Source organism: Sphingosinicella sp. CPCC 101087 (genome assembly GCF_004151485.1).
Taxonomy (GTDB): Bacteria; Pseudomonadota; Alphaproteobacteria; order Sphingomonadales; family Sphingomonadaceae; genus Allosphingosinicella.
In genome coordinates this window covers 37,990-58,444 of sequence record NZ_SBFF01000002.1, presented here as the reverse complement: position 1 = coordinate 58,444, position 20,455 = coordinate 37,990, and the positions used below count along the sequence as shown (strand labels likewise).

The 20,455-nt window shown below is 66.6% G+C and carries 16 protein-coding genes; 8 read left to right on the top strand and 8 right to left on the bottom strand.

The features are described 5' to 3' along the window. Positions 1-56 precede the first annotated feature (56 nt). Together EKM57_RS03510 and EKM57_RS22390 are read left to right on the top strand one after the other, a co-directional pair. A complete protein-coding gene (locus EKM57_RS03510) occupies positions 57-911 on the top strand; it encodes a nuclear transport factor 2 family protein (protein WP_129791104.1) in 855 nt (284 codons plus the stop codon). Between the two features lie 58 nt (positions 912-969). Next, the gene (locus EKM57_RS22390; RefSeq protein ID WP_305849904.1) at positions 970-2,508 is read left to right on the top strand and encodes an FAD-dependent oxidoreductase; all 1,539 of its coding nucleotides are present in this window, start codon (positions 970-972) and stop codon (positions 2,506-2,508) included. On the opposite strand, the gene EKM57_RS03500 is transcribed toward EKM57_RS22390, so the two are convergent. After that, positions 2,487-3,164, bottom strand: coding sequence for a murein L,D-transpeptidase catalytic domain family protein (locus EKM57_RS03500; RefSeq protein WP_129791103.1), 678 nt, complete (start codon positions 3,162-3,164; stop codon positions 2,487-2,489). The genes EKM57_RS22390 and EKM57_RS03500 overlap by 22 nt on opposite strands. 210 nt (positions 3,165-3,374) lie before the next feature. Here EKM57_RS03500 and EKM57_RS03495 point away from each other — a divergent pair, with 210 nt between their 5' ends. The 5 genes from EKM57_RS03495 to msrA all read left to right on the top strand — a co-directional run bounded on the left by EKM57_RS03495 (position 3,375) and on the right by msrA (position 8,702). After that, on the top strand, positions 3,375-4,418 hold the full coding sequence (locus EKM57_RS03495; RefSeq protein ID WP_129791102.1) for an ATP-dependent DNA ligase: 1,044 nt from the start codon (positions 3,375-3,377) through the stop codon (positions 4,416-4,418). Beyond that, on the top strand, positions 4,415-5,293 hold the full coding sequence (gene ligD, locus EKM57_RS03490; RefSeq protein WP_165357162.1) for a non-homologous end-joining DNA ligase: 879 nt from the start codon (positions 4,415-4,417) through the stop codon (positions 5,291-5,293). Before EKM57_RS03495 ends, ligD begins: the two co-directional genes overlap by 4 nt. Positions 5,294-5,432: 139 nt before the next feature. Further along, the gene (locus EKM57_RS03485) at positions 5,433-6,080 is read left to right on the top strand and encodes a response regulator transcription factor (protein ID WP_371414119.1); all 648 of its coding nucleotides are present in this window, start codon (positions 5,433-5,435) and stop codon (positions 6,078-6,080) included. A gap of 2 nt (positions 6,081-6,082) precedes the next feature. Then, complete coding sequence (locus EKM57_RS03480) at positions 6,083-8,068, top strand: PAS domain-containing sensor histidine kinase (RefSeq protein WP_165357161.1); 1,986 nt, start codon at positions 6,083-6,085, stop codon at positions 8,066-8,068. 85 nt (positions 8,069-8,153) lie between these two features. After that, complete coding sequence (gene msrA, locus EKM57_RS03475) at positions 8,154-8,702, top strand: peptide-methionine (S)-S-oxide reductase MsrA (RefSeq protein ID WP_129791099.1); 549 nt, start codon at positions 8,154-8,156, stop codon at positions 8,700-8,702. 115 nt (positions 8,703-8,817) lie between these two features. On the opposite strand, the gene EKM57_RS03470 is transcribed toward msrA, so the two are convergent. Beyond that, positions 8,818-9,759, bottom strand: a complete 942-nt coding sequence (locus tag EKM57_RS03470) for an L-threonylcarbamoyladenylate synthase (protein ID WP_129791098.1) — start codon at positions 9,757-9,759, stop codon at positions 8,818-8,820. A 55-nt stretch (positions 9,760-9,814) separates the two neighbouring features. Here EKM57_RS03470 and EKM57_RS03465 point away from each other — a divergent pair, with 55 nt between their 5' ends. Further along, on the top strand, positions 9,815-11,515 hold the full coding sequence (locus EKM57_RS03465) for an acyl-CoA dehydrogenase (RefSeq protein ID WP_129791097.1): 1,701 nt from the start codon (positions 9,815-9,817) through the stop codon (positions 11,513-11,515). Between the two features lie 153 nt (positions 11,516-11,668). On the opposite strand, the gene EKM57_RS03460 is transcribed toward EKM57_RS03465, so the two are convergent. The 6 genes from EKM57_RS03460 to EKM57_RS03435 form a co-directional block, all read right to left on the bottom strand. After that, positions 11,669-12,865 (bottom strand): hypothetical protein, encoded by a 1,197-nt coding sequence (locus EKM57_RS03460; RefSeq protein ID WP_129791096.1) that lies wholly within the window; start codon positions 12,863-12,865, stop codon positions 11,669-11,671. 94 nt (positions 12,866-12,959) lie between these two features. Then, a complete protein-coding gene (locus EKM57_RS03455; RefSeq protein WP_129791095.1) occupies positions 12,960-13,394 on the bottom strand; it encodes an MliC family protein in 435 nt (144 codons plus the stop codon). Positions 13,395-13,900: 506 nt separating this feature from the next. Further along, entirely contained in the window at positions 13,901-14,245 is a 345-nt protein-coding gene (locus EKM57_RS03450; RefSeq protein WP_129791094.1) for a GntR family transcriptional regulator, read from the bottom strand. 315 nt (positions 14,246-14,560) lie between these two features. After that, positions 14,561-16,405 carry a response regulator gene (locus tag EKM57_RS03445; RefSeq protein ID WP_129791093.1) on the bottom strand — a complete coding sequence of 615 codons (1,845 nt, stop codon included), beginning with the start codon at positions 16,403-16,405 and terminating at the stop codon, positions 14,561-14,563. After that, positions 16,395-17,255 (bottom strand): protein-glutamate O-methyltransferase CheR, encoded by an 861-nt coding sequence (locus EKM57_RS03440; protein ID WP_129791092.1) that lies wholly within the window; start codon positions 17,253-17,255, stop codon positions 16,395-16,397. Before EKM57_RS03440 ends, EKM57_RS03445 begins: the two co-directional genes overlap by 11 nt. Continuing rightward, positions 17,252-20,353, bottom strand: coding sequence for a response regulator (locus EKM57_RS03435; RefSeq protein WP_129791091.1), 3,102 nt, complete (start codon positions 20,351-20,353; stop codon positions 17,252-17,254). Before EKM57_RS03435 ends, EKM57_RS03440 begins: the two co-directional genes overlap by 4 nt. Positions 20,354-20,455: the final 102 nt, after the last annotated feature.

The window sequence follows — 20,455 nt, the reverse complement described above, 5'->3', positions numbered from 1 at the left end:
CGCGACCGCCGTGAAATGCCCGCGCTGTGGCCGAGGCCGCACGCAGGAGCTTCACGATGGCCGGGTGGATATTGGGACTAATCGCAGGCGTGGCCGCCGCCGGCATGGGCCCGGCCGCCTCATCATCGCTTGCGCAGCCGGCCGTGGAGGAGGTGATCGCCGCCGAGCGCGCCTTTGCCGAGGAGACCCGCAAGCATGGCTTCAAGCGCGGCTTCCTTGCCTTTGCCGCCACGGACGGCTTCATCTTCCAGCCCGGTCCAACTCCCGCACGGCCCCTTCTCCAGGCCTTGCCGGACGAACCGCCCGCCGGACCGCCGCTCTCCTGGTCGCCGCAATTTGCGGGAGCTGCGGTCAGCGGGGATCTCGGCTTCACGACCGGTGGGGCCAGCATTCCGGTGCGCTATTTCACCGTGTGGCAGCGCCAGCCCGGAGGCGAGTGGCGCTGGATCTATGACGGCGGGCCCGGCCTGGACTCGGTGATGGCAAGCGATGGCGACGGCGAAGTGGTCCGCCTTGCGCCGGCCACGGCCGCCGCGGGCTCGCCGCAACGCGCGCTGGCCGAGCTCGCGCCGATCGAGGCGGATTTGGCGGCCGCGGCCGAGCGGGACGCGGTCCGCGCCCGGCTCGACCTTCTTGCCGAGGACGGGTTGGTCGGAGGCTCGCGCACCCCCTCCTTTTCGGGCCGCACGGAACAGGAAATGGAACTTGCCCGCCAGCCGCGCCGGCTTTCGCTGCGTCCGCTCGGCGGCGTCGCGTCGCAGGCCGGCGATCTGGCCTTCACCTGGGGCGAGGCGCGCTGGACCGCGGGCGAGGATCAGCAAGGGGGTCATTCTGCCCGAATCTGGCAGAAGCGGCACGAAGGCTGGCGATTGATCGTCGACCTGCTGATCCCGGCTCCGCCTCCGGCCTGAGCGCCGGAACAGGCGCATCTCCAGCGGGTTCTCCGAAGTGCCACCCGGAGGAACGCACATGCCGCAGGCCGCTCATCACCAATCCTATTGGAACGCCACCACGCCGAGGACGTCCTATCCGCCGCTTTCCGGCACGGTCCAGGCGGACGTCGCCATCATCGGCGGCGGGATCGTCGGAGTAACGCTGGCGCGAATGCTGAAGGACCGCGACATCAGCTTCGCGCTGGTCGAAGCGCGCCACGTCGGTGAGGAGGTGACCGGAAAGTCGACCGCGAAAGTCACCTCGCAGCACAATGTGGCTTATACGAAGATTGCTCGAAAGTTCGGCGAGAAGGGCGCTGCCCATTATGCCGAAGCGAACGAAACCGGCCTGAGGACAATCGTCGATCTCGTCGGCCGCCACGGCCTGTCATGCAATCTGGAGCGCTGCGCCGCCGTCACGTATACGAGGGACGAGCGGCATGTGGCGGAGATCGAGCAGGAGGTCGACCTCGCCCGCCGCCTCGGCCTGCCGGCCTCGCTGACCCGCGACACCGGCCTTCCGTTCGACGTCCGGGCGGCAATGCGCTGGGAAGACCAAGCTCAGTTTCATCCGGTCCGCTACGTCAAGGGGTTGGCGGCCACCCTGCCCGGCGACGGCGGCCACGTTTTCGAGCAATCGCGAGTGGTGGACTGGGAAGCGCACAAGGTCTCCACCGAGACCGGCACCGTCGAGGCAAGGCATGTCGTCATGGCCACCCATCTTCCGCTAGGCCAGACCGGCCTCCTCTACGCCGAAACCCACCCTTTCATGCATCCGGTGATCATGGGCAGGGTCGAAGCCGGCCGGCTGCCGCGCGGAATGTATATCAACGTCGAGAGCCCGCGCCACTCGGTACGCGGCCACCGCGACGATCAGGGCCAGGACTGGATCATCTGCGCGGGACCGAGCTTCAAGCACGGCCATGTGCAGCAGGAGCAGGAGGCCTTCATCGAGATCGAGCGCTTCGCCGCCCAACATTTCGGGATGGTCGCGGAGTATCGGTGGACCAACGAGGATTATGCGCCGATCGATCACGCGCCGTTCGTCGGCTGGTCGTCGCGCTCGCCGGGCGCCTGCCTGGTGGCGACCGGATTCAACGCATGGGGAATCACCACCGGAACCGCCGCCGCGAACCTGCTCGCCGACCTGATCAGCGATCGCGACAATCCATGGCTGGAGCTGTTCGACGCCCGTCGGGTCAAGCCCATCGCCGGCGGAGCCGAGTTCGTGAAGAACAATGCCGAAGTCGCACGCGACCTGGTTGGCGGCTATCTCGCGCCCAAGCCCGGGGGCCTCGATGCGCTAGAGCCCGGCGAGGGCGCGATCCTCAAGATCGATGGCCGGAACGTCGCCGCCTATCGCGCCCCGGACGGGCAGATTCACGCCTTGTCGGCCGTGTGCACGCATATGGGATGCCTGGTCGGATGGAATTCGACCGATCGAAGCTGGGATTGTCCCTGTCACGGCTCCCGCTACGCGGTAGACGGATCGGTCATTCACGGCCCGGCCGTGAAGGCTCTCCAGCCGCACGGGAAGGCACAGTCAGACCCGGATCAGGCGACCCTGTCGGCATAGAGGAAGTGCCCGGGACCGAGCCGGGCCAAGGTCTCCTGGAGGCTCTGATGCGGAAGCGCGAAGCAGCCTTCGCTCCGGCCCAAGCGCCCGGTCTGTGCGACGACGCCGGGTTCCGCATACCAGGCAGTGTGAACGACGATCGCCCGCGCCTCCGCATTGCTGTTCGACGGATCCAGGCCGCGCACCCGCATCGAGCGGCCGTATTTTCCGTGATAATATTCGCTGGTCACATAGGCGCCGTTGGAGGTCGCCTCGGAACCGACGCGGTTCGAAAAGCTATGCAGGAAGCCGGTATGGCCCGGATCGGAGCCGCGTCCGTGCGAGACCAGGTGACGTGTCACGCGTCCGGTATTGGTGTCGAGAAGGAAGAAGCGGGGATCCGCGGAGACCCGGGTGAAATCGACGATGGCGACCACCTCGCCGTGGCGTATCCACGGGCGGTGCCGATCGAAGGCGGCACGAGCCCGGGTCACGATCCGCGGATCGAGGATCGGATCGACCATGACGCGAGGACGGGCCGGAACCGGCGCGGCTGGTGCCGGCGCGGTGGGCGCCGCCGAAGCGACGACCTGCGCGAGCAGCGGCGAGCTCGTCATCAAGCCGAGCGCTCCGGTCGCGGCTCCTGCCTCGATGATCTGCCGACGCGTCAACGACATGAAACACCCTCCCCGGTCATGGGCCAGAACCTACCCGATTTTCCGCTCGCCTCAATGAAAGAGATGTTATTTCCCAACGCTTTGCCGCGACAGCGCCGCGCTCTACCGCATTGTTGCGGAACAATTCCTAACGACTCTTTTCCGGCAGCGGCGAGGCGTGCCGGAACCGCGCCCAGTCCCGAGCGTCTCCGCCGCAGGAAGAGGAGATTCATGCCCGCCTTCGATCGCCTGTCGACGAAGCCGCCGCTCCCGCCGATGGAGGCCAAGCTGGTCGATTCGCTTCCGGACGGCGAAGGCTGGCAGTTCGAGCCCAAATGGGACGGCTTCCGCTGCCTCGTCTTTCGAGACGGCGACGAGGTGGTCCTGCAATCCAAGGCGGAGCGGCCGCTCGAACGCTATTTCCCCGAGATCGTCGCGGCGGTGAGGTCCGTCGAATCCCGGTCCTTCGTGCTCGACGGCGAGTTGATCATCCCCCTCGGCGGGATCCTGTCCTTCGATGCGTTGCAGATGCGCCTCCATCCCGCGGAGAGCCGGATCCGCAAGCTCGCGGCGGAAACCCCTGCTCAACTGATGCTGTTCGACTGTCTGGAGCATGAGGGCAAGGCGCTCCGGCAGCAGCCGCTCGACGCGCGGAGGCGCAACCTCGAGAGCTTCCACCGGCGCGCTGGGCGCGACGACCTGCTCATCTCTCCCTGCACTCTGGACCGGCGCCTGGCGCAAGCCTGGCTCGACGAGGCCGGCGGCGCGCTCGATGGCGTGATCGCCAAGCGGCGCGATGGCGCTTATGAGTCGGGGGAACGGGCGATGCTCAAGGTGAAGCAGATGAAGACTGCGGACTGCGTTGTCGGTGGCTTCCGCTATGCCGCCAAGGGCAAGCTGGTCGGATCGTTGCTGCTCGGCCTCCACGACGAGGATGGGAAGCTCCATCATGTCGGCTTCACCTCGGCCATTCCCGCCGGCGAAAAGCCCGCCCTCACCACGCGGCTCGAGAAGATGGTCGAACCTCCCGGCTTCACCGGTCGCGCCCCCGGCGGGCCGAGCCGCTGGAACACCGAGCGATCGGCGGAATGGAAGCCGGTGAGGCCGGAACTGGTCGCCGAGGTGCGCTACGATCATGTCTCCGGCGATCGCTTCCGCCACGGCACCAAGTTTCTGCGCTGGCGCCCCGACAAAGCACCCCGTCAATGCCGGATGGATCAGCTGCGCCACGAAGCGCCTCCCGCCGAGCTGGCCTCGCGGCTCGCGTTCCGATGAGCGAGCGGATCGTCGAAGGCGTCCGGCTCAGCCATCCGGACAAAGTGCTCTTCCCCGAACAAGGCATTACCAAGAGCGATCTCGCCGATCACTATGTCGCGGTCGCGCCCCACATGCTCCCTCACGTCGCAATGCGGCCGATAACGATGGTACGATGCCCGACCGGGCGCCAGAAGAACTGCTTCTACCAGCGCCACGCCGGCGCCGGCACGCCCCGGCAGATCGAGAAGATCGTGATTCCGGGATTTGATAATCCCTATCTGTTCATCCGCGACCTTCCAGGCCTCATCGCGCTCGTGCAGATCGGTGTGCTCGAAATCCATCCGTGGGGCGTCACGGCCGATCGTCCGGGCCGGCCAGACCGAGTCATCTTCGACCTCGATCCCGGCGAGGGCACCGCGTTTCGGGCCGTGGCGGCGGCGGCGATCGACGTCCGCGAGCGGCTCGATGCTCTCGGCCTCGTCAGCTTCGTCAAGACCACGGGCGGCAAGGGCCTGCATGTCGTGCTGCCGATCGAGCCGCAACATGAGTGGGCCTTCGTAAAGGACTGGGCGAAATCCCTGTCGGAGCAAATGGCCGCCGACTCACCGGACCTCTATCTGACACGCGCGGCGAAGGCGGAGCGGGTCGGGCGCATCTTCATCGACTATCTGCGCAATGATCCGACGGCGACCGCGGTTGCACCTTATTCGACGCGCGCCCGCCGCGGCGCTCCAGTGGCGATGCCGATCGATTGGGATCAGGTCGGCCCCGACCTCGATCCAGCGCTCTTCTCGGTGGAGACGGCCGCGGACCTGCTCGCCCGGCGCAAGGAAGACCCGTGGGCCGGCATGGCGCGCGTGAAACAGCGGCTTCCCAAGCGCCCGCCCTCCTGACTGGTTCTCACGCGCGGCCGCGACACCGGCGTCAGGGCCTCTGCGCCCCGACGGCGTTGAAAAGTTGGCGAGCCGCCGGCGCTTCTATTGCGCTCCGACGGACAAACGGCCATTTGGGGGCCGTCAAGTCAGACCCCGGCTGAACGAGGATATCGAGCTGAATTCCCACTTCGTCTACATAGTCGACGACGATCGCGACGTTCGCCGCTCCTTGAGCTTCATGCTGGGCGCTTCCGATATCCGTTCCCATCCGTTCGGATCGGGAGAAGATTTCCTGGACGCCCTTCCGGACCTTCAGCCGGGTTGCATCCTGCTCGACCTCAGGATGCCGCAAATGGACGGCTTTCACGTCATGGCGGAGCTGGGAAGCCGGGAAATAGACTGGCCGATCATCGTCATGACAGGTCACGGCGAGGTGCCGGTCGCGGTGCGGGCGATGAAGCTCGGGGCGATCGACTTCATTGAAAAGCCCTTTTCCGAGGAAGCCTTGCTCGGCTGCTTCGCCCGCGCCTTCGAGCTGCTGGATGCGCGCGAGGCGAGCGGACGCAAGCGGCGCGTCGCGCGCGACCGCGTCGGCCAGCTCACCGCGCGGGAGACGGACGTCCTTCGCGGCCTGCTCGCGGGCGAGTCCAACAAGCAGCTTGCCGCGCGCCTGGGCATCAGCCTCAGGACGGTGGAAATGCATCGCGGCAACATGATGGACCGCCTTCAAGTGGCAAGCCTCGCCGAGGCGCTGACGCTTGCCCTCGAAGCCGGGCTGGAGGCGGCGCCGGCAGCGAAGGAATGAAGATGAGCGCCTCGCGCGCGCAGGGCAGCAAGGCGACAGCAGGGCTCGACTCCGACGCCCTGCGCTCGGAGCTTCGCCGTCTCGAGGCCGAGGTTGCGCGATTGCGGTGCAGCGAGAAGATGTACCGGATCTCGGCCGCGATCAGCGGACAGCTGGCATGGTACGCCGATTCCGAAGGCCGACTCATCGCGATCAGCTCGGGCTTTTCGCCGCTGACCGGCATCCCGGAAGACAGGTTATTGGGCGGAGCATGGATCGAGGCGATCCATCCCGAGGATCGAGAGCTTTTCCAGGAGGCCTGGGCCCACAGCCTCCGGACCGGCGACAAGCTGTTCGTGCAATTCCGCAGCCTCCGCGCGGACGGAGCGGTAAGGATGGCGCTCGCGCGGGCGGTGGCCGAACGGAGCGAGGACGGGCGGATCCTGTGCTGGTACGGCCTGACCCAGGACGTCCATGAGGAGCAAGAGGCGGAGCAGGCGCGCTACGCGGCCGAAAGCCGGCTGCGCGAGAGCGAGCAGCTGCACCGCTTCACGCTGGAGTTGACCCGCCAGATCGTCTGGTCAGTGGAGCCGGACGGCAGCGGACTGATGCTGAGCCCACGCTACGCCGAAGTGACCGGGATGGATCCGACGGTCGAGCCGAGCCTGGCGATCCACCCCGACGACCGCGAGCGGATCGAATCGAGCTGGATGGAGGCGGTGGCGACCGGCGAGCCCTATAGCGCGGAGTGTCGGCTCGTCGTGCGCGGCGGGGACTATCGCTTCTATCGGCTGCGCGCGGCACCTCTCCGAGACCCGGCCGGACGGATCGTCCGCTGGTACGGGGTCAGCGAGGACATACATGAGGAGAGACAGGCAGAGCAGGCCCGGCGTGACGCCGAGCAGCGCTACCGGCTGGCGGTCCAGGCGACCAACGATGCCGTCTGGGACTATGACGTCGACAACGACATACTCGACTGGAGCGACAACAGCGCCAGGATCTTCGGCTCCCCCGAGGCGCCGATCGGCCATACCCGCCTGTCATGGTGGGTGACCCGCCTCCATCCCGACGATCGTGAGCGGATTTCCGAAAGTTTTCGCCGGGCGCTTCACGGGCATCGCAGTCACTGGTCGGCAAGCTACCGGTTCCAGCGCAGCGACGGCGGCTATGCCGACATTCTCGACCGCGGGTTCATCATCCGCAATGCGGACGGACGTGCCCTCCGGGCCGTGGGTGCGATGGCGGACGTCACCGAGCGCAACCGCGCCGAGGAAGAGATAATCCGGATGCAGTCCGAGCTTATCCATGTCTCGCGCCTCAGCGCGATGGGCGCGATGGCCTCGACTCTCGCGCACGAGCTCAATCAGCCGCTCACCGCGGCCAGCAATTTCATCAGTGGTGCAAGACGGCTCGTCGACGCGGAGACGGATCAGGCGGTCGAGCTCGTCGCGGCGCTCGAATCGGCCGGCTCGGCGACGCAGCGTGCCGGCGAGATCCTCCGGCGCCTGCGGGAACTCGTGTCGCGCGGCGCGGTGGCGGTGACCGTCGAGGATCTTCCTCGGCTGATCGAGGAAGCGAGCGTGCTCGGCTTCGTCGACGAGCGCTCGCTGGGGATAAGCCACCGGCTCGAGCTCGATCCGGCGGCGCGATGCGTGCACGCGGACCGGATCCAGATCCAGCAGGTCCTGATCAACCTTATCCGAAACGCGATCGACGCGATGGAGCAAAACCCTGAAGGCGAGATCGTCCTCTCGACCCGCGCCATGGGGGACATGGTGGAGGTCGCGGTCGCCGATGACGGCCCGGGGATAAGGCCGGAGCATTTCGGCAATCTGTTCTCACGCTTCATGACGACCAAGAGCGCCGGAATGGGGATCGGCCTTCCGATCAGTCGAACCATCGTCGAGCTGCACGGGGGGAAAATCTGGGCAGAGAATCGCCCGGGCGGCGGCGCCATCTTCCGATTCACCTTGCCCACGGCCTCCGAAGCGAAGCACAAGCCGCGCTGAGGCGTTGTCGTACGAGCGCATCTTTCGAGTCGCCGGGCCGCTTGCCTGGCGGGAGTGCGCCGAGCCACCCAGGAGGAGACAGGATATGGCCACCCAGCAAGCCACCCTCGCCGGCGGATGCTTCTGGTGCACCGAGGCGGTGTTCAACGACGTGATCGGCGTGACCGCCGTCGAGAGCGGCTATACCGGCGGACACATCGCCAATCCGACCTATCGCCAGGTCTGCGATGGCGACACCGGCCACGCCGAAGCGATCCGGATCACCTACGATGACGAAGCGATCAGCTACGACGACCTGCTCGACATCTTCTTCGCCACCCATGATCCTACCCAGCTCAACCGCCAGGGGAACGACGTCGGAACCCAGTATCGATCGGCCATCTTCCCGCATTCGCCCGAGCAGGAGGAAGCCGCACAGCGCGCCATCCAGCGCGCGCAGGCCGATTGGGACGCGCCGATCGTCACCCGGATCGAGCCGCTGGGCCAATGGTATCCGGCCGAAGATTACCACCAAGGCTATTGGGAGGGCGAGGGACAGCGCAGCCCCTATTGCCTGGCCGTCATCCCGCCCAAGCTTCGCAAGCTGCGCAAAAGCTTCGCGGAACGGCTGAAAAGCCAGCCGGCGGAGGGATGAGGCAGGCTCCGAGCAACGCTATTGCGCCCTGCCGACGAACGCCGGACTCCACCAACGCGAACCTTCCATCCTCGCCGGCGGATGGCCCTGGATTCCGAAGCCATGCGCGATCGCGCTAGCGGACTTTCGGTCTGCCGGGCCGAAGCGGCGCCGCGGCGCGCCTGAGCCGATCGTTGATCGCGGCGCCGATTCCCTCGTCCGGGATCGGCGCGACGGCGATCCTGGGACGATCGGCCCCATCCGCCTCGTGAAGACGTTCGAACAAGGCGGCGGCGGCTTCGACGAGGTCGCCCGAACCGCTCAGGCTGGAATCGCCTCGAACCTCCCCGAACCCGATCAGCCATTCGTCTGCCGCAGCAGCGCTTGCTTCGAGCCTGACCGGCTTGCCTGGCGCATAATGACTGGCAAGCTGTCCGGGCGCCTCGATCGGGCCGGGGGTGGTGGAAGCGGCAAGGCCGAGATCGATCGGCCCCGGCCTCAGCAGCCGCAGCCCTTCGGGTCCGACCGCCACGATGGTCGATTCGAGTCCATGCGCGGTCGGTCCGGCGTCGACGACAAGGGGAATGCGGCCGCCGAGGCTCGCCAGGACATGCTCGGCGCGGGTCGGGCTGATCCGGCCGCTTGCATTAGCGGACGGCGCGGCGAGCGGCTTGCCGGTCGCCGCCAGCAAGTCCCGCATCGCCGGATGCGACGGCACCCGGAGGGCGATCGTGGGCAGGCCTGCCGTCACCAGAGAGGCAGCCGAGGACCCGTTCCGGACCGGCAGCACCAAGGTGAGCGGACCCGGCCAGTAGATCTCGGCCAAGTTTCGCGCAGCAGCATCGACTTCGGCAAGCACCATCGCCTGGTCGAGATCGCGGACGTGGACGATCAAGGGATTGAAGGCCGGCCTTCCCTTCGCTTCGTAGATGCGCGCTACGGCCGCACCGTCGGTCGCATCGGCGGCGAGGCCGTAGACGGTCTCGGTGGGAACGGCGACCGGCAGCCCCGCTCGAATCAGCCGCGCCGCCTCCGCGATCGCCTCGGGCCCGTAGGGAAGGAGCTGCGTTTGCACCATGTCCCACGCGGGCTATAGCGCGGGTCCAAGCAGCGCAACTTCCGGCGGAACCCGCATGACCTATTCGCCTCCCGTCGAGGAACAGAAATTTCTGCTCCGGCACATCGTCGGCATCGAAGAGCTGGCCCATCATTCCCCCTTCTCCGAAGCGACGCCGGACTTGGTCGACGCGATCGTCTCCGGCGCCGGCGACTTCGCCGCGGGCGTGTTCGCGCCCTTGAACCGGGTCGGCGACGAGGTTGGCGCGAAATGGACTCCCGACGGGGTCGTTCTTCCGGAGGGCTTTCGGGAGGCCTATCGCGCCTATGTCGAAGGCGGCTGGAACACGATCGCCGGACCGGTCGAGTTCGGCGGACAGGGCCTTCCGCTGAGCCTCGCGACGGTAGTGATGGAGGATCTCGGATCGGCGAACATGGGCTTCTCGCTGGTCGTGATGCTGTCGCCAGGGGCGGTCGAAGCCTTGCTCCACCATGGAAGCGCGGCGCTGCAGCAGGCCTGGCTGCCGAAGCTGGTCAGCGGTGAATATAGCGGCACGATGAACCTGACCGAACCCCAGGCCGGGTCGGACGTGGGGGCGCTCAAGACCCGCGCCGAGCCGGCGGATGACGGCAGCTATCGGATCAAGGGCCAGAAGATCTTCATTACCTTCGGCGACCACGATCTCGCGGACAATATCGTGCACCTGGTGCTCGCCCGCCTGCCCGACGCACCGCGCGGCACCAAGGGCATCTCGCTGTTCCTGGTGCCCCGGATCCTGCCCGACGGGAGCCCGAACGACCTTCGCTGCGTCTCGATCGAACACAAGCTCGGCATCCACGCCGCGCCGACCTGCGTCATGTCCTATGGCGACGAGGACCGCTGCACGGGCTGGCTGATCGGCGAGGAGAATAAGGGCATGGCGGCGATGTTCACGATGATGAACAACGCCCGCCTCTATGTCGGCCTGCAAGGCGTCTCCATCGCGGAGCGGGCGATGCAGCAGGCGGTCGCTTATGCCCGCGACCGGGTGCAGGGCTCGCGCGAGGGCCGGCCGGCGCGGATCGTCGAGCATCCCGACGTGCGGCGGATGCTGCTCAGGATGAAGGCGCTGACCCAAGGGGCGCGGGCGCTCGCTTATTACGCTTCGGGCCAGATCGACCGGGCAGGTGTCGGCGACGCGGCCGCTCAGGCGCGGGCCGACCTGCTGACGCCGCTGGTCAAGGCCTATGGCACCGATGTCGGCGTCGAGGTGACCAGCCTGGCGCTCCAGGTCCATGGCGGAATGGGCTATGTCGAGGAGACCGGCGCCGCCCAGCATTTTCGCGACGCCCGCATCTCGCCCATCTACGAAGGCACGAACGGCATACAGGCGGCCGACCTGGTGGGGCGCAAGATCGGATTGGAGGGCGGCGAGGTGCTCGGCCGGTTGATCGCCGACATGCGCGCCGACGCGCAAGGGCGGCCGGCGCTGGAGCGGCTGGTCGGCAGCTGCGCCGAAGCGGGCGAGCGCCTCGTGGCCGCGCCGGCCGACGATCGGCTTGCGGCCTCCTATCCATTCCTCACGATGCTCGCGACCGCCGTGGCCGGATGGCTGATGGCCCGGCAGCTCACCGCCCTCGACGGCTATGACGGCAATGCGGAGTTCGCCGCGATGAAGCGGGCCGCAGCGCTCTACTTTCTCGACCATGTCGTGCCGGAGGCTCAGGGAAAGTTCGCCGCAGCCATGGCCGGCGCCGACATCCTCTATTCGGTCAGCGAGGAGGCGTTCGCCGCCTGACAAGGCTGGCGCACCCCGGAGTCATTCCGGCGTGAGCCGGAACCCATGAACACCGGCCTTGCTCATGACGGCTTCGATTCAGGAGTCCCGATTTTTCCCGGGCGCTGGCCGGGACAGGCGTCGGGATGACTCCGTTCCGGGAGGCTCTACGGCTCAGACGCGCCGGGCGAGCTTGGTCGGGCGCTGACCCACCGTGCGCCAGATGCGCGGGCCCTGGTCGACGCGGAAGGCGCCCATCTTCTCGCCGGCTGCCTGAGTCTCGCGGCCGATGATGTAGGATTTCGACGTCTGGCCGGTCCGGCCGTCGCCCCAGTCGTAAAGCACGTTGACGGCGATCACCGGAATGAACAGCAGCCGCTCGTCGAGGCGCATCGCCCGGATATCCTCGCGCTTCATGCCGACAGTGCCCTGGATGACTCCGCTGACGCCGGCGGCAACGCCGGGGAGCTTGACCTTGGTGCTCTCGCGCCCTGCCGTGCGGAAGAAGGCCCCGATCTCCTTGTCCTGCTCGGCGCCCGCATTGAACAATTTCACGTCGATCCTGAGGTTGCGCGCCGCGCTCCCGCCCTTGTTGCTGATCTCCAGCTCGAAGGCGATCTCGGCTTCGGCCGCGGTGAAGGCGGCGCGCTCGGCCTTCAGCGCGAGCTCCAGCCAGGGCCGCGGCACCGGATCGGGCCGGGGTGGAGCCGGCGGCGGCGCAGCCAAGGAAGCGGCCGCCGGTTCGCCCACAGGCCCGGCAAAGGCACGGCGACGGCGGACGAACGCGAGGCCGAGCAGCGCCAGAGCGACGGCGGGCAAGGCGAAGTACCAGTAAGGCGTTCCACCCGACGAAGATTCGCTCTCAGCCGGCGCGATAGGCGCCACCGCACCGGCAGGGGCCGAGTACGGCGCCGGCGCTGCGGCGATCGGAGCGGGCGCCGTCGATTCGGTCTCCGGCGCAGGCTGAGGAGCAGCGGGCCCTTCCGCGGGCGACTCGGGAGCCGACGATCGGGCGCTTGACGCGGAAGGCTCCTGCCGCGGCCGGTCAGCCGGAGTCGGTGCGGCGGCGCGTTGCGGCGGCTCGGGACGGGCTTCGGCCGGACCTGGCGCGACGACGGGCGGCGGCGGCGCGACCGTGACGGGCTCCGCTTCGCTCGGCGGTCGCCCGGGAACGATCGTCTCCCGCGGTTGGAGGCTGAAATCCTTGAGCTGCGGCGGACCGATGATGCCGTCACTGCTGTTCTGCGCGTACGCGCCCGCCGTGGATGACAGGAGGATAGCGCCGAGCGCGGCCAACAGGCTCCGACTGTCCTTCACCATCAAAATGCTCGACCCCGCTGCCGCCGGAACCCTCGACCGGCGCGCTGACATAGGCGCCATGGCGCGTTATTTTAACGGGGAGTCAATGTCCTCCCGCTGAACGGCGGGTTCGGTGCGGCAAATCGGTCACAGTCTCGCGAACCGGTCAGTGAGAATCACCGTGCGCCGCGCCATTTTCCTGGGCACCGGTCATGTCGAGCCGCCTCAGCCGGACGCAGCGAGCGAGCTCCCGCTCTGGGCGCGTATAGCCGTCCGCGTCCGGAGATTCGGTCAGCCGCGCCTCCTCGCCGCGCAGGGACCAGGCCAGTGCCGGTTCGCCCGCGACTGCGGTGCGGTAGCGGACCCCGTATAAAGCGGGCGCCGCGGACATTTCGAGCGTGCGCGCGTCATAGCTGATCAGCGCCCGAGCGTGCCGATAGTCTCCGCCATTTTCATAGACGACATTCGCGACTCCGCCGTCCTGGCACAGATAGGGGACGATCGCCGGCGCGGCCTTGCGGGGTGCCGACGTGCCGGCGCCGTACACGATGGCGGGCATCGACAACAGCACCAGGGCCGCACAGGCTGACGACGACTTCATCGCTTCCTCCCTTCAGCTCAGGTATCGATGGTGCGGCAGCGCAAGGACGAAATCAAGCGACGCGGCCGGCGCATGATGCTCGAGGCAAGGTTCAGACGGTGATCCGGTCCGGCGGCGGCTCGGCAAACGCGACGGAGATGGCTCCATGGCCAGCAAAAAGGACCGCCAGTCCGGCGGCGAAGGAGAGCAGGAAGGCGCGAAACGGATGCATATTCTCGTCCTTTGATCGGGCCCACCGATTCTTCAGGCAACCGCCGGCCCGGGGCGTACGGGGGGGCATGTCGTGCCCCGCGCCGGCGGTCGCAGCCGCTCTGGCCTCGCCAGGTTTCAGCCGGATGCCGGGACATGGAGAATATTGTTTCGATTGTTACAGGAGCCGCACGATCCTTCCGGCGAAATTTTCTGCCGAAAGGATCGTGGTCCTTTCCGCGGCAGGTAACTCATCCGCGCGCGCATTCCGCGAACTCTGCCGCGAATGCCGAGGCGCCCGCATTTCGCAGGCGAGCTCAGGTCAGCGCACGCTCGACCAGATCCTGAGCGTCGAGCCCGAGTCGCCGCATGTGCGAGACGATGCGCGGCCATCTTCTCTCGAGGAAGTCCTTACGCTCGGAGGCGCGCAGACGATCGGCCGCCCCTGCGGCGACGAACATGCCGACCCCGCGCTTCACCACCACGAGCCCCTCCTCCTGGAAGGTCTGATAGGCCTTTGCGACCGTAAGAGGATTGGCTCCGAAATCCGCCGCCAGGCTGCGCACCGAAGGGAGCGGGTCGCCGTCGCGCACCTGTCCGTCGAGGATCATGGCGGCAATGCGATCTCGCAGGCGGAGATAGACTGGGCGCTCTTCGTTCATTGCGTAGTGCTGGACTAACACACCACCCGGGTCAAGTCCAGATTGTTCGCTAGACTGACAATTGCCGCCCTCGCACCGGATGCCGGCGTCCGATGTTCAGAAGTCCGCAGACTTGTCGAGCTGGGCCGCGTGTCGGTTCTGAAGCTTGCGCTCAACGAAGTTCCTTGGCCGACCGGCCTGGTCGCCTCCAGAAACCTGGTCGGTGGGCCAGGCGGCACGCGCGAAAAACGCTCACGAACTGATGTTGCCGCCTGGAACGAAGCTTCGGGAAACGACTCCAGCCACGTCTGCGGGACCATGGCCCCGAGGAGCGCATCAAGTCGCGGCAGCCGGATTTTCACATCTTGCGTCAACGGCGATCAGATCGGCAGCGGCCGCCACGAGCTTGCCAGGATCGAAGGGCTTTTCCAGAGCCGCCGCCGTAAAGCCTGCCGGCAGGTGGCTCGCCTCATAGCCGCTGACGAACAGGAACGGAATTTCGCTCCTGACCAGCGCCTGGGCGATATCGTCCACCATCTCCCCTTGCAGATTGCCGTCCAACAATGCGCCATCGATCGGGATCTTGCCGATGAATTCCAGTGCCTGATCGGCGGTCGCGGCAGGCCCGATTACTTCTGCGCCTGCGTCGCGCAGGATCGAAACAAGCTCCAACGCAACCAGGGGCTCGTCCTCTATCACAAGGAAGCGCCTGCCCTCGACCGACCGGGACGCGGATCTCGTCGGGGCCGAAGCAGGGCGCACGCACCTGGCAGCTTCCGGCGACTTGATCTTGCTGCGGCTTGAAGCGCCCGCACCGATGGGGAGGCGAAGCTTCCAATGGACACCCTCGGGACCATAAGAAGCATGCGACGTGCCGCGCTCGGCCTTGATGCTGCGTTCGATCAAAGCCGTGCCGAATCCGCGCCGCGACGGCGGGCTCACCGGCGGACCGCCGATCTCGATCCAGTCGATCTCCAGCATGTCGTTCTCGACCCGCCAGCCGAGCTGCACCTTGCCCACGGAATTTGAGAGCGCGCCATATTTGTTCGCGTTCGTCGCGAGCTCGTGGAGAACCAGGGCGAGGTGAAGCGCCGGCTCCGCCGCGAGATCCAGGTCCGGGCCCGACACGTCCAACCGCGCCGCGTCGATCGTCCCGATCTGAAGCTGCGCCTCGACCATGTCGCGCAGGTTGGCGCCCTTCCACGTGGTTCCGCTGAGCAGCGAATGCGCGCGGGCCAGAGCATGAATGCGGCCGATGAAGATCGGCGCGAACTCGGAAGGGCCCGAGGAGTGGCGCAGTGTCTGCGTGGCGATCGCCTGGACCGAGGCCAGCGTGTTCTTCACGCGGTGATTGAGCTCGCCGATCAGCAGCCGCTGCGTTTCCTCCGCCCGCTTGCGCTCGGTAACGTCGAGGATCTGGACATTGATGGAGGAGAGCCGGCCGCTCCCGTCAAGCAGCGCCGAACAATACCATTCGCAGTCGAACAGCCTGCCGTCCGCATGCATCACGCGGTAGCCACACATCTCGCGGAGACGTCGGCCACGGGCCATATCCGCGACCAACTCTGCGAGCGCGGAATCATCCTCCTGGGGAAGCCAGTGCAGCTCCGCGGGGCGGCGTCCGACCGCCTGGCTGGCGCTGCGTCCGAACAGTCGCTCGGCACCCTGGGACCAGGCGAGAATATGCAGGTCCGGATCGAACTCGACGATGGCGAGCGGAGAGTTGTCGCCATGCGCCTGCAGCCGGTTCAGCGCCGCGGCAAGCGCATCGCGCTGGCGCGCCAACTCCTGCCGCTGGCGCGCCAGCTCACAGAAAATCTCTACCTTGCTTCGCACGATGTGCGCATCGACGGGCTTGAGCAGATAATCGACGGCACCCGTCTCATATCCGCGGAACCGGCGACGCTCGTCGGTCGCGACGGCGGTCAGGAAGATGATCGGTATGCCGCGCGTGCGTTCGGTGCCGCGCATCAGTTCTGCCAGCTCGAAGCCATCCATGCCGGGCATCTGCACGTCGAGCAGAGCGAGCGCGACTTCATGCAGCAGCAGCAATTCGAGCGCCTCGGGCCCGGTCTGCGCCCGGAGCAGCTCGATTCCGTCGCCGCCGAGCAGCGCTTCCAGCGCGTTCAGATTCTCCTCGACATCATCGACAATCAACAGTTTCACCGGATCAAGCCGCATGGCTAATCTCCCGAGCGGCTTGCGGGATCCTGCGATAGACTTTCTCGCCGGGATCATACTCCGCAAAACGGGCGGCCTGATGCGAGAAGCGCAAGGTCTCCTTCGAACCGAGGCCGAGAAAGCCACCGCGCACCAGCGAATCCCCGAACAGGCCGAGCGCCCGATCCTGCAGGTCACGATCGAAATATATGAGGACGTTCCGGCTCGACACGAGGTGGACCTCGGCGAATACCTCGTCGGTGGCGAGGCTGTGCTCGGCGAACACGGCGCGTGCGCGCAGCGATTTGTCGAACATGGCGGCGCCATAGGCTGCGGTGTAATAATCCGACAGCGACGACCTTCCGCCTGAATGGCGGTGGTTCGCAGTGAATTGTGGAATGCGGTCCAGCTCATACACCCCGGCCCGCGCCTTCTCCAGCGCGGCGGGGCTGATATCCGTGCAGTAGAAGATGGTCCTTTCCTCCAGCCCTTCCTCGCGGAACAGGATGGCCAACGAATAGAATTCCTCGCCATTCGCGCAGCCTGCGATCCAGACCTTCAGTGAAGGATAGGTTCGCAGGTGCGGCACGACCTTCTCGCGCAACGCCCGGAAATAGCCCGGGTCGCGGAACATCTCGCTGACCTGGATGGTGAGAAAGCCCATCAATTCGGCGAAGACGGCGGGCTCGCGCAGCATGCGGTGCTGAAGCTGGGACAGGCTCGCGCAGCCGAACCGGGACTGCGCCCGTGCCAGACGCCGCCGGAGCGATGCGCGCGAATAACCGCGAAAATCGTAATGATACTGGCGCCAGATCGCTTCCAGGAGCAACTCGAGCTCGATCTCCTCGTGAGGAAGCAAAGCAGGACTCATCGCGGCATCCAGACCCGCACCAGCGAGAGCAGCTTATCCACGTCGAGCGGCTTGGCGAGATAGTCGTTCGCGCCCGCCGCCAGGCACTCCAGCTGGTCGCGCGCCATTGCCTTGGCGGTGAGCGCGATGATCGGCAAGTTCTTCCAGCGCTCGTGGGTGCGGATCTCGCGCATGGCGGTGAGCCCGTCCATCTCGGGCATCATGACATCCATCAGGACCAGATCGATTGTGTGTCCTGCGTCCGACAGGCTCTCCTCCAAGGCCTTCAGCGCTTCACGCCCGTTGCGGGCGATCCGGATCCGAACCCCGTGCGGCTCGAACAGGCTGGTGAGCGCATAGACGTTGCGGATGTCGTCCTCCACAACCAGGATTTGCCGCCCTTCGAGCGCGGAATCCCGATTGAGCGACCTTTCGATCAGCTTCTGCTGCGACTCCGGCAGATCCGACACGACCTGGTGCAGGAACAATGTCACTTCGTCGAGCAGTCGCTCGGGCGACTTGGCGCCCTTGACGATGATCGACTTCGAATATTTGCGAAGCCGCAGCTCCTCGTCCGGCGAGAGGTCGCGGCCTGTGTAGATGATCACCGGAGGAAAACCGACGCTCTCGTCGACGCTGAGACGCTCGAGCAGGTCGAGCCCGGACGTGTCCGGGAGATTGAGGTCGAGCACCATGCAGTCGAACGTTTCCAGGCCCAGCCGTTCCAGGCAGGCCGCGGCCGTGTGTGCCTCGATCGTCTCGACCTCGCGCGAGGCAAGGAGCAGCTTGATGCTTTGCGCCTGCTGCGTGTCGTCCTCGACCACCAGCACGCGCCGCATCCGCTGCGCCATGCGCGCCTCGAGCCCTTCGAGCATCTCGATCAGCTGCTCGCGCTTCACCGGCTTCAGGAGATAGCCGACGGCGCCGCCGGAGAGGGCCGGCAGCGTATCCTCTTTCACCGACACCACGTGGACCGGAATGTGGCGCGTGCGCACGTCCCGCTTGATCCGGTCAAGCACCGAAAGCCCGGTATGATCTGGAAGGCTCATGTCGAGGATCACGGCGTCGGGAAGGTACTGGCGGGCCATCAGCGCACCCTCGTCCGCCGTGCCTGCAACCAGGCACTGGAAGCCCAGCTCGCGCGTGAGATCGCAGAGGATCTTGGCGAACGCCGGGTCGTCTTCCACGACCAGGATCACGCGCTTGTCTCCGGAAAGCCGCTCGCGATCGTCATCAAAGGGCGGTGGCGCGCTCTTCGATGTCGAGGGGACGGTCCGCTCGGTCGCGGATGCCGAGGGGCTCGCCGGCCGGCGCGGAGGCGCCTCCTTGACCAGAGCCGCGTCATAGATTTTCGGCAGGACCAGGCTGAACGCGCTTCCCTCGCCGACCGCGCTCGCGACGTCGACCTCGCCACCCAGCAACCGGGCCAGCTCTCGGGAAATCGAAAGGCCGAGGCCGGTGCCGCCATGCTTGCGGCTGACGGTGCCGTCCGCCTGGCGGAACGCCTCGAAGATCACCTGCTGCTGATCGGGCGCGATTCCGACCCCCGTATCGCGCACTGTGAAGGCGAACCGCCCGTCGTCCACCGCAGCGACGCTGAGGACGATTTCGCCCCGCTCGGTGAACTTGATCGCGTTCGACAGGAAGTTCTTGAGCACCTGCTCGACGCGTTGCGGATCGGTCTCGACCTCAGCGGGCATATTCGGCGCGATCTCGGTCCGGAGCGCCAGACCCTTGGCGTCGGCGGCGGCATCGAAGGCGGCCTTGAGCTTTTCCACGAGCGGCGCGACCCGGATCCGACGCGGCTGCAGCTCGAGCCGCCCCGCCTCGATCTTGGAGATGTCGAGCACGTCGTTGATCAGCGCGAGCAGATCGTTGCCGGAGGTTTCGATCGTCTCGGCATGTCTGACCTGATCGGGGGTCAGATTGCCGGTCCGATTCTCCGCCAGCAGGCGCGCCATGATCAGCAGCGAGTTCAATGGCGTGCGCAGCTCGTGCGACATGTTCGCCAGGAATTCCGACTTGTAGCGGCTCGCCTGCTCGAGCTCCAGCGCCTGCGTCTTGAGAGAGCCTTGGGCGCGCGCAAGGTCATCGCGCTGCGTCTCGAGTGCCTGCGCCTGTTCCTCCAGCTGGGAATTGGCTTCCTCGAGCTCGGACTGCTGCGCCTCTAGTCGAGCCTGCGACTCCAGCAATGCCTTGCTCTGCGCTTCGAGCTCCTCGTTGCTCGAACGCAGTTCTTCGCTTTGCGCCTGGAGCTCCTCCGCCTGCTGCTGGGTTTCTTCGAGAAGTTCCTGCAGGCGTGCGCGATATTTGCCGGATCGGACGGTGACGCCCAGCTGGTCCGAAATGCGATCCAGGAGCTCGGACACTTCGCCGGTCCCGCCGCGCCGAAGGCCGAGCTCGACCACCGCATTGACTTCGCCGTCCGTACAGGCGGTCGCGATAAGGAGCTGGCGCGGCCGAGACTGACCGAACGAAGATCCGAAGTAGAGATAATCCTCGGGCACGTCGTCGACGATGAAGCCGCGCCGATCCTGCGCCGCCTGGCCAAGCAATCCGTCCGACAGGCGGAAACGCTCCGGTACCCGTGCGTCTTCCGGAACGCCGTAGGTCGCGTAGCGACGGAACTCGTCGCCCTCGCGGATGAACATCGCGCCGGCCGAAGCGTCGACATATTCGGCCAGGAAGCGCAGCGCGCTGGCGCTCAGCTCATGCAGCGGCTGCTCGCCTCCCACCGCTTGCGCCAGACCCACCTGCCCGGCCTGGAGCCACTCCTGTGTGCGGATCGCCAGCCGATTGCGAATGAAGAGGAAGCCGACACCGGCCAGCAGCCACGTCGTCACCAGCCCGAGCGTGCGGTTCAGCTGGGCAATTTCGGGATCGACGCCGGTCGGCGCCAGAAAAAAGCCGATGACGACCAGGAAGGTCGAAAGGCCGGCGACCGCGAGCGGCACGAGCGGCCGCGACGCAAAATAGGCGAAGACCGTCGGAAGGAGATAGATGACCCAGACGGCGGTACCGAGCGGCAGCAGAAGATCGGCGGCGAAGGGCACCGCCAGGAACATGACAAGGGCGCCGTACAGCCACGGCTCGTGCTTCAATCCGGGATTGAATCTCATTCGCACTGTTCCGAGGGATTGGGGGGCCTATATACAGTTTGGTTCCCGACACGCAACGACAGCCGGTCGAGCGGCGGAACGTTGCGCATGAGCGCCAGTCCG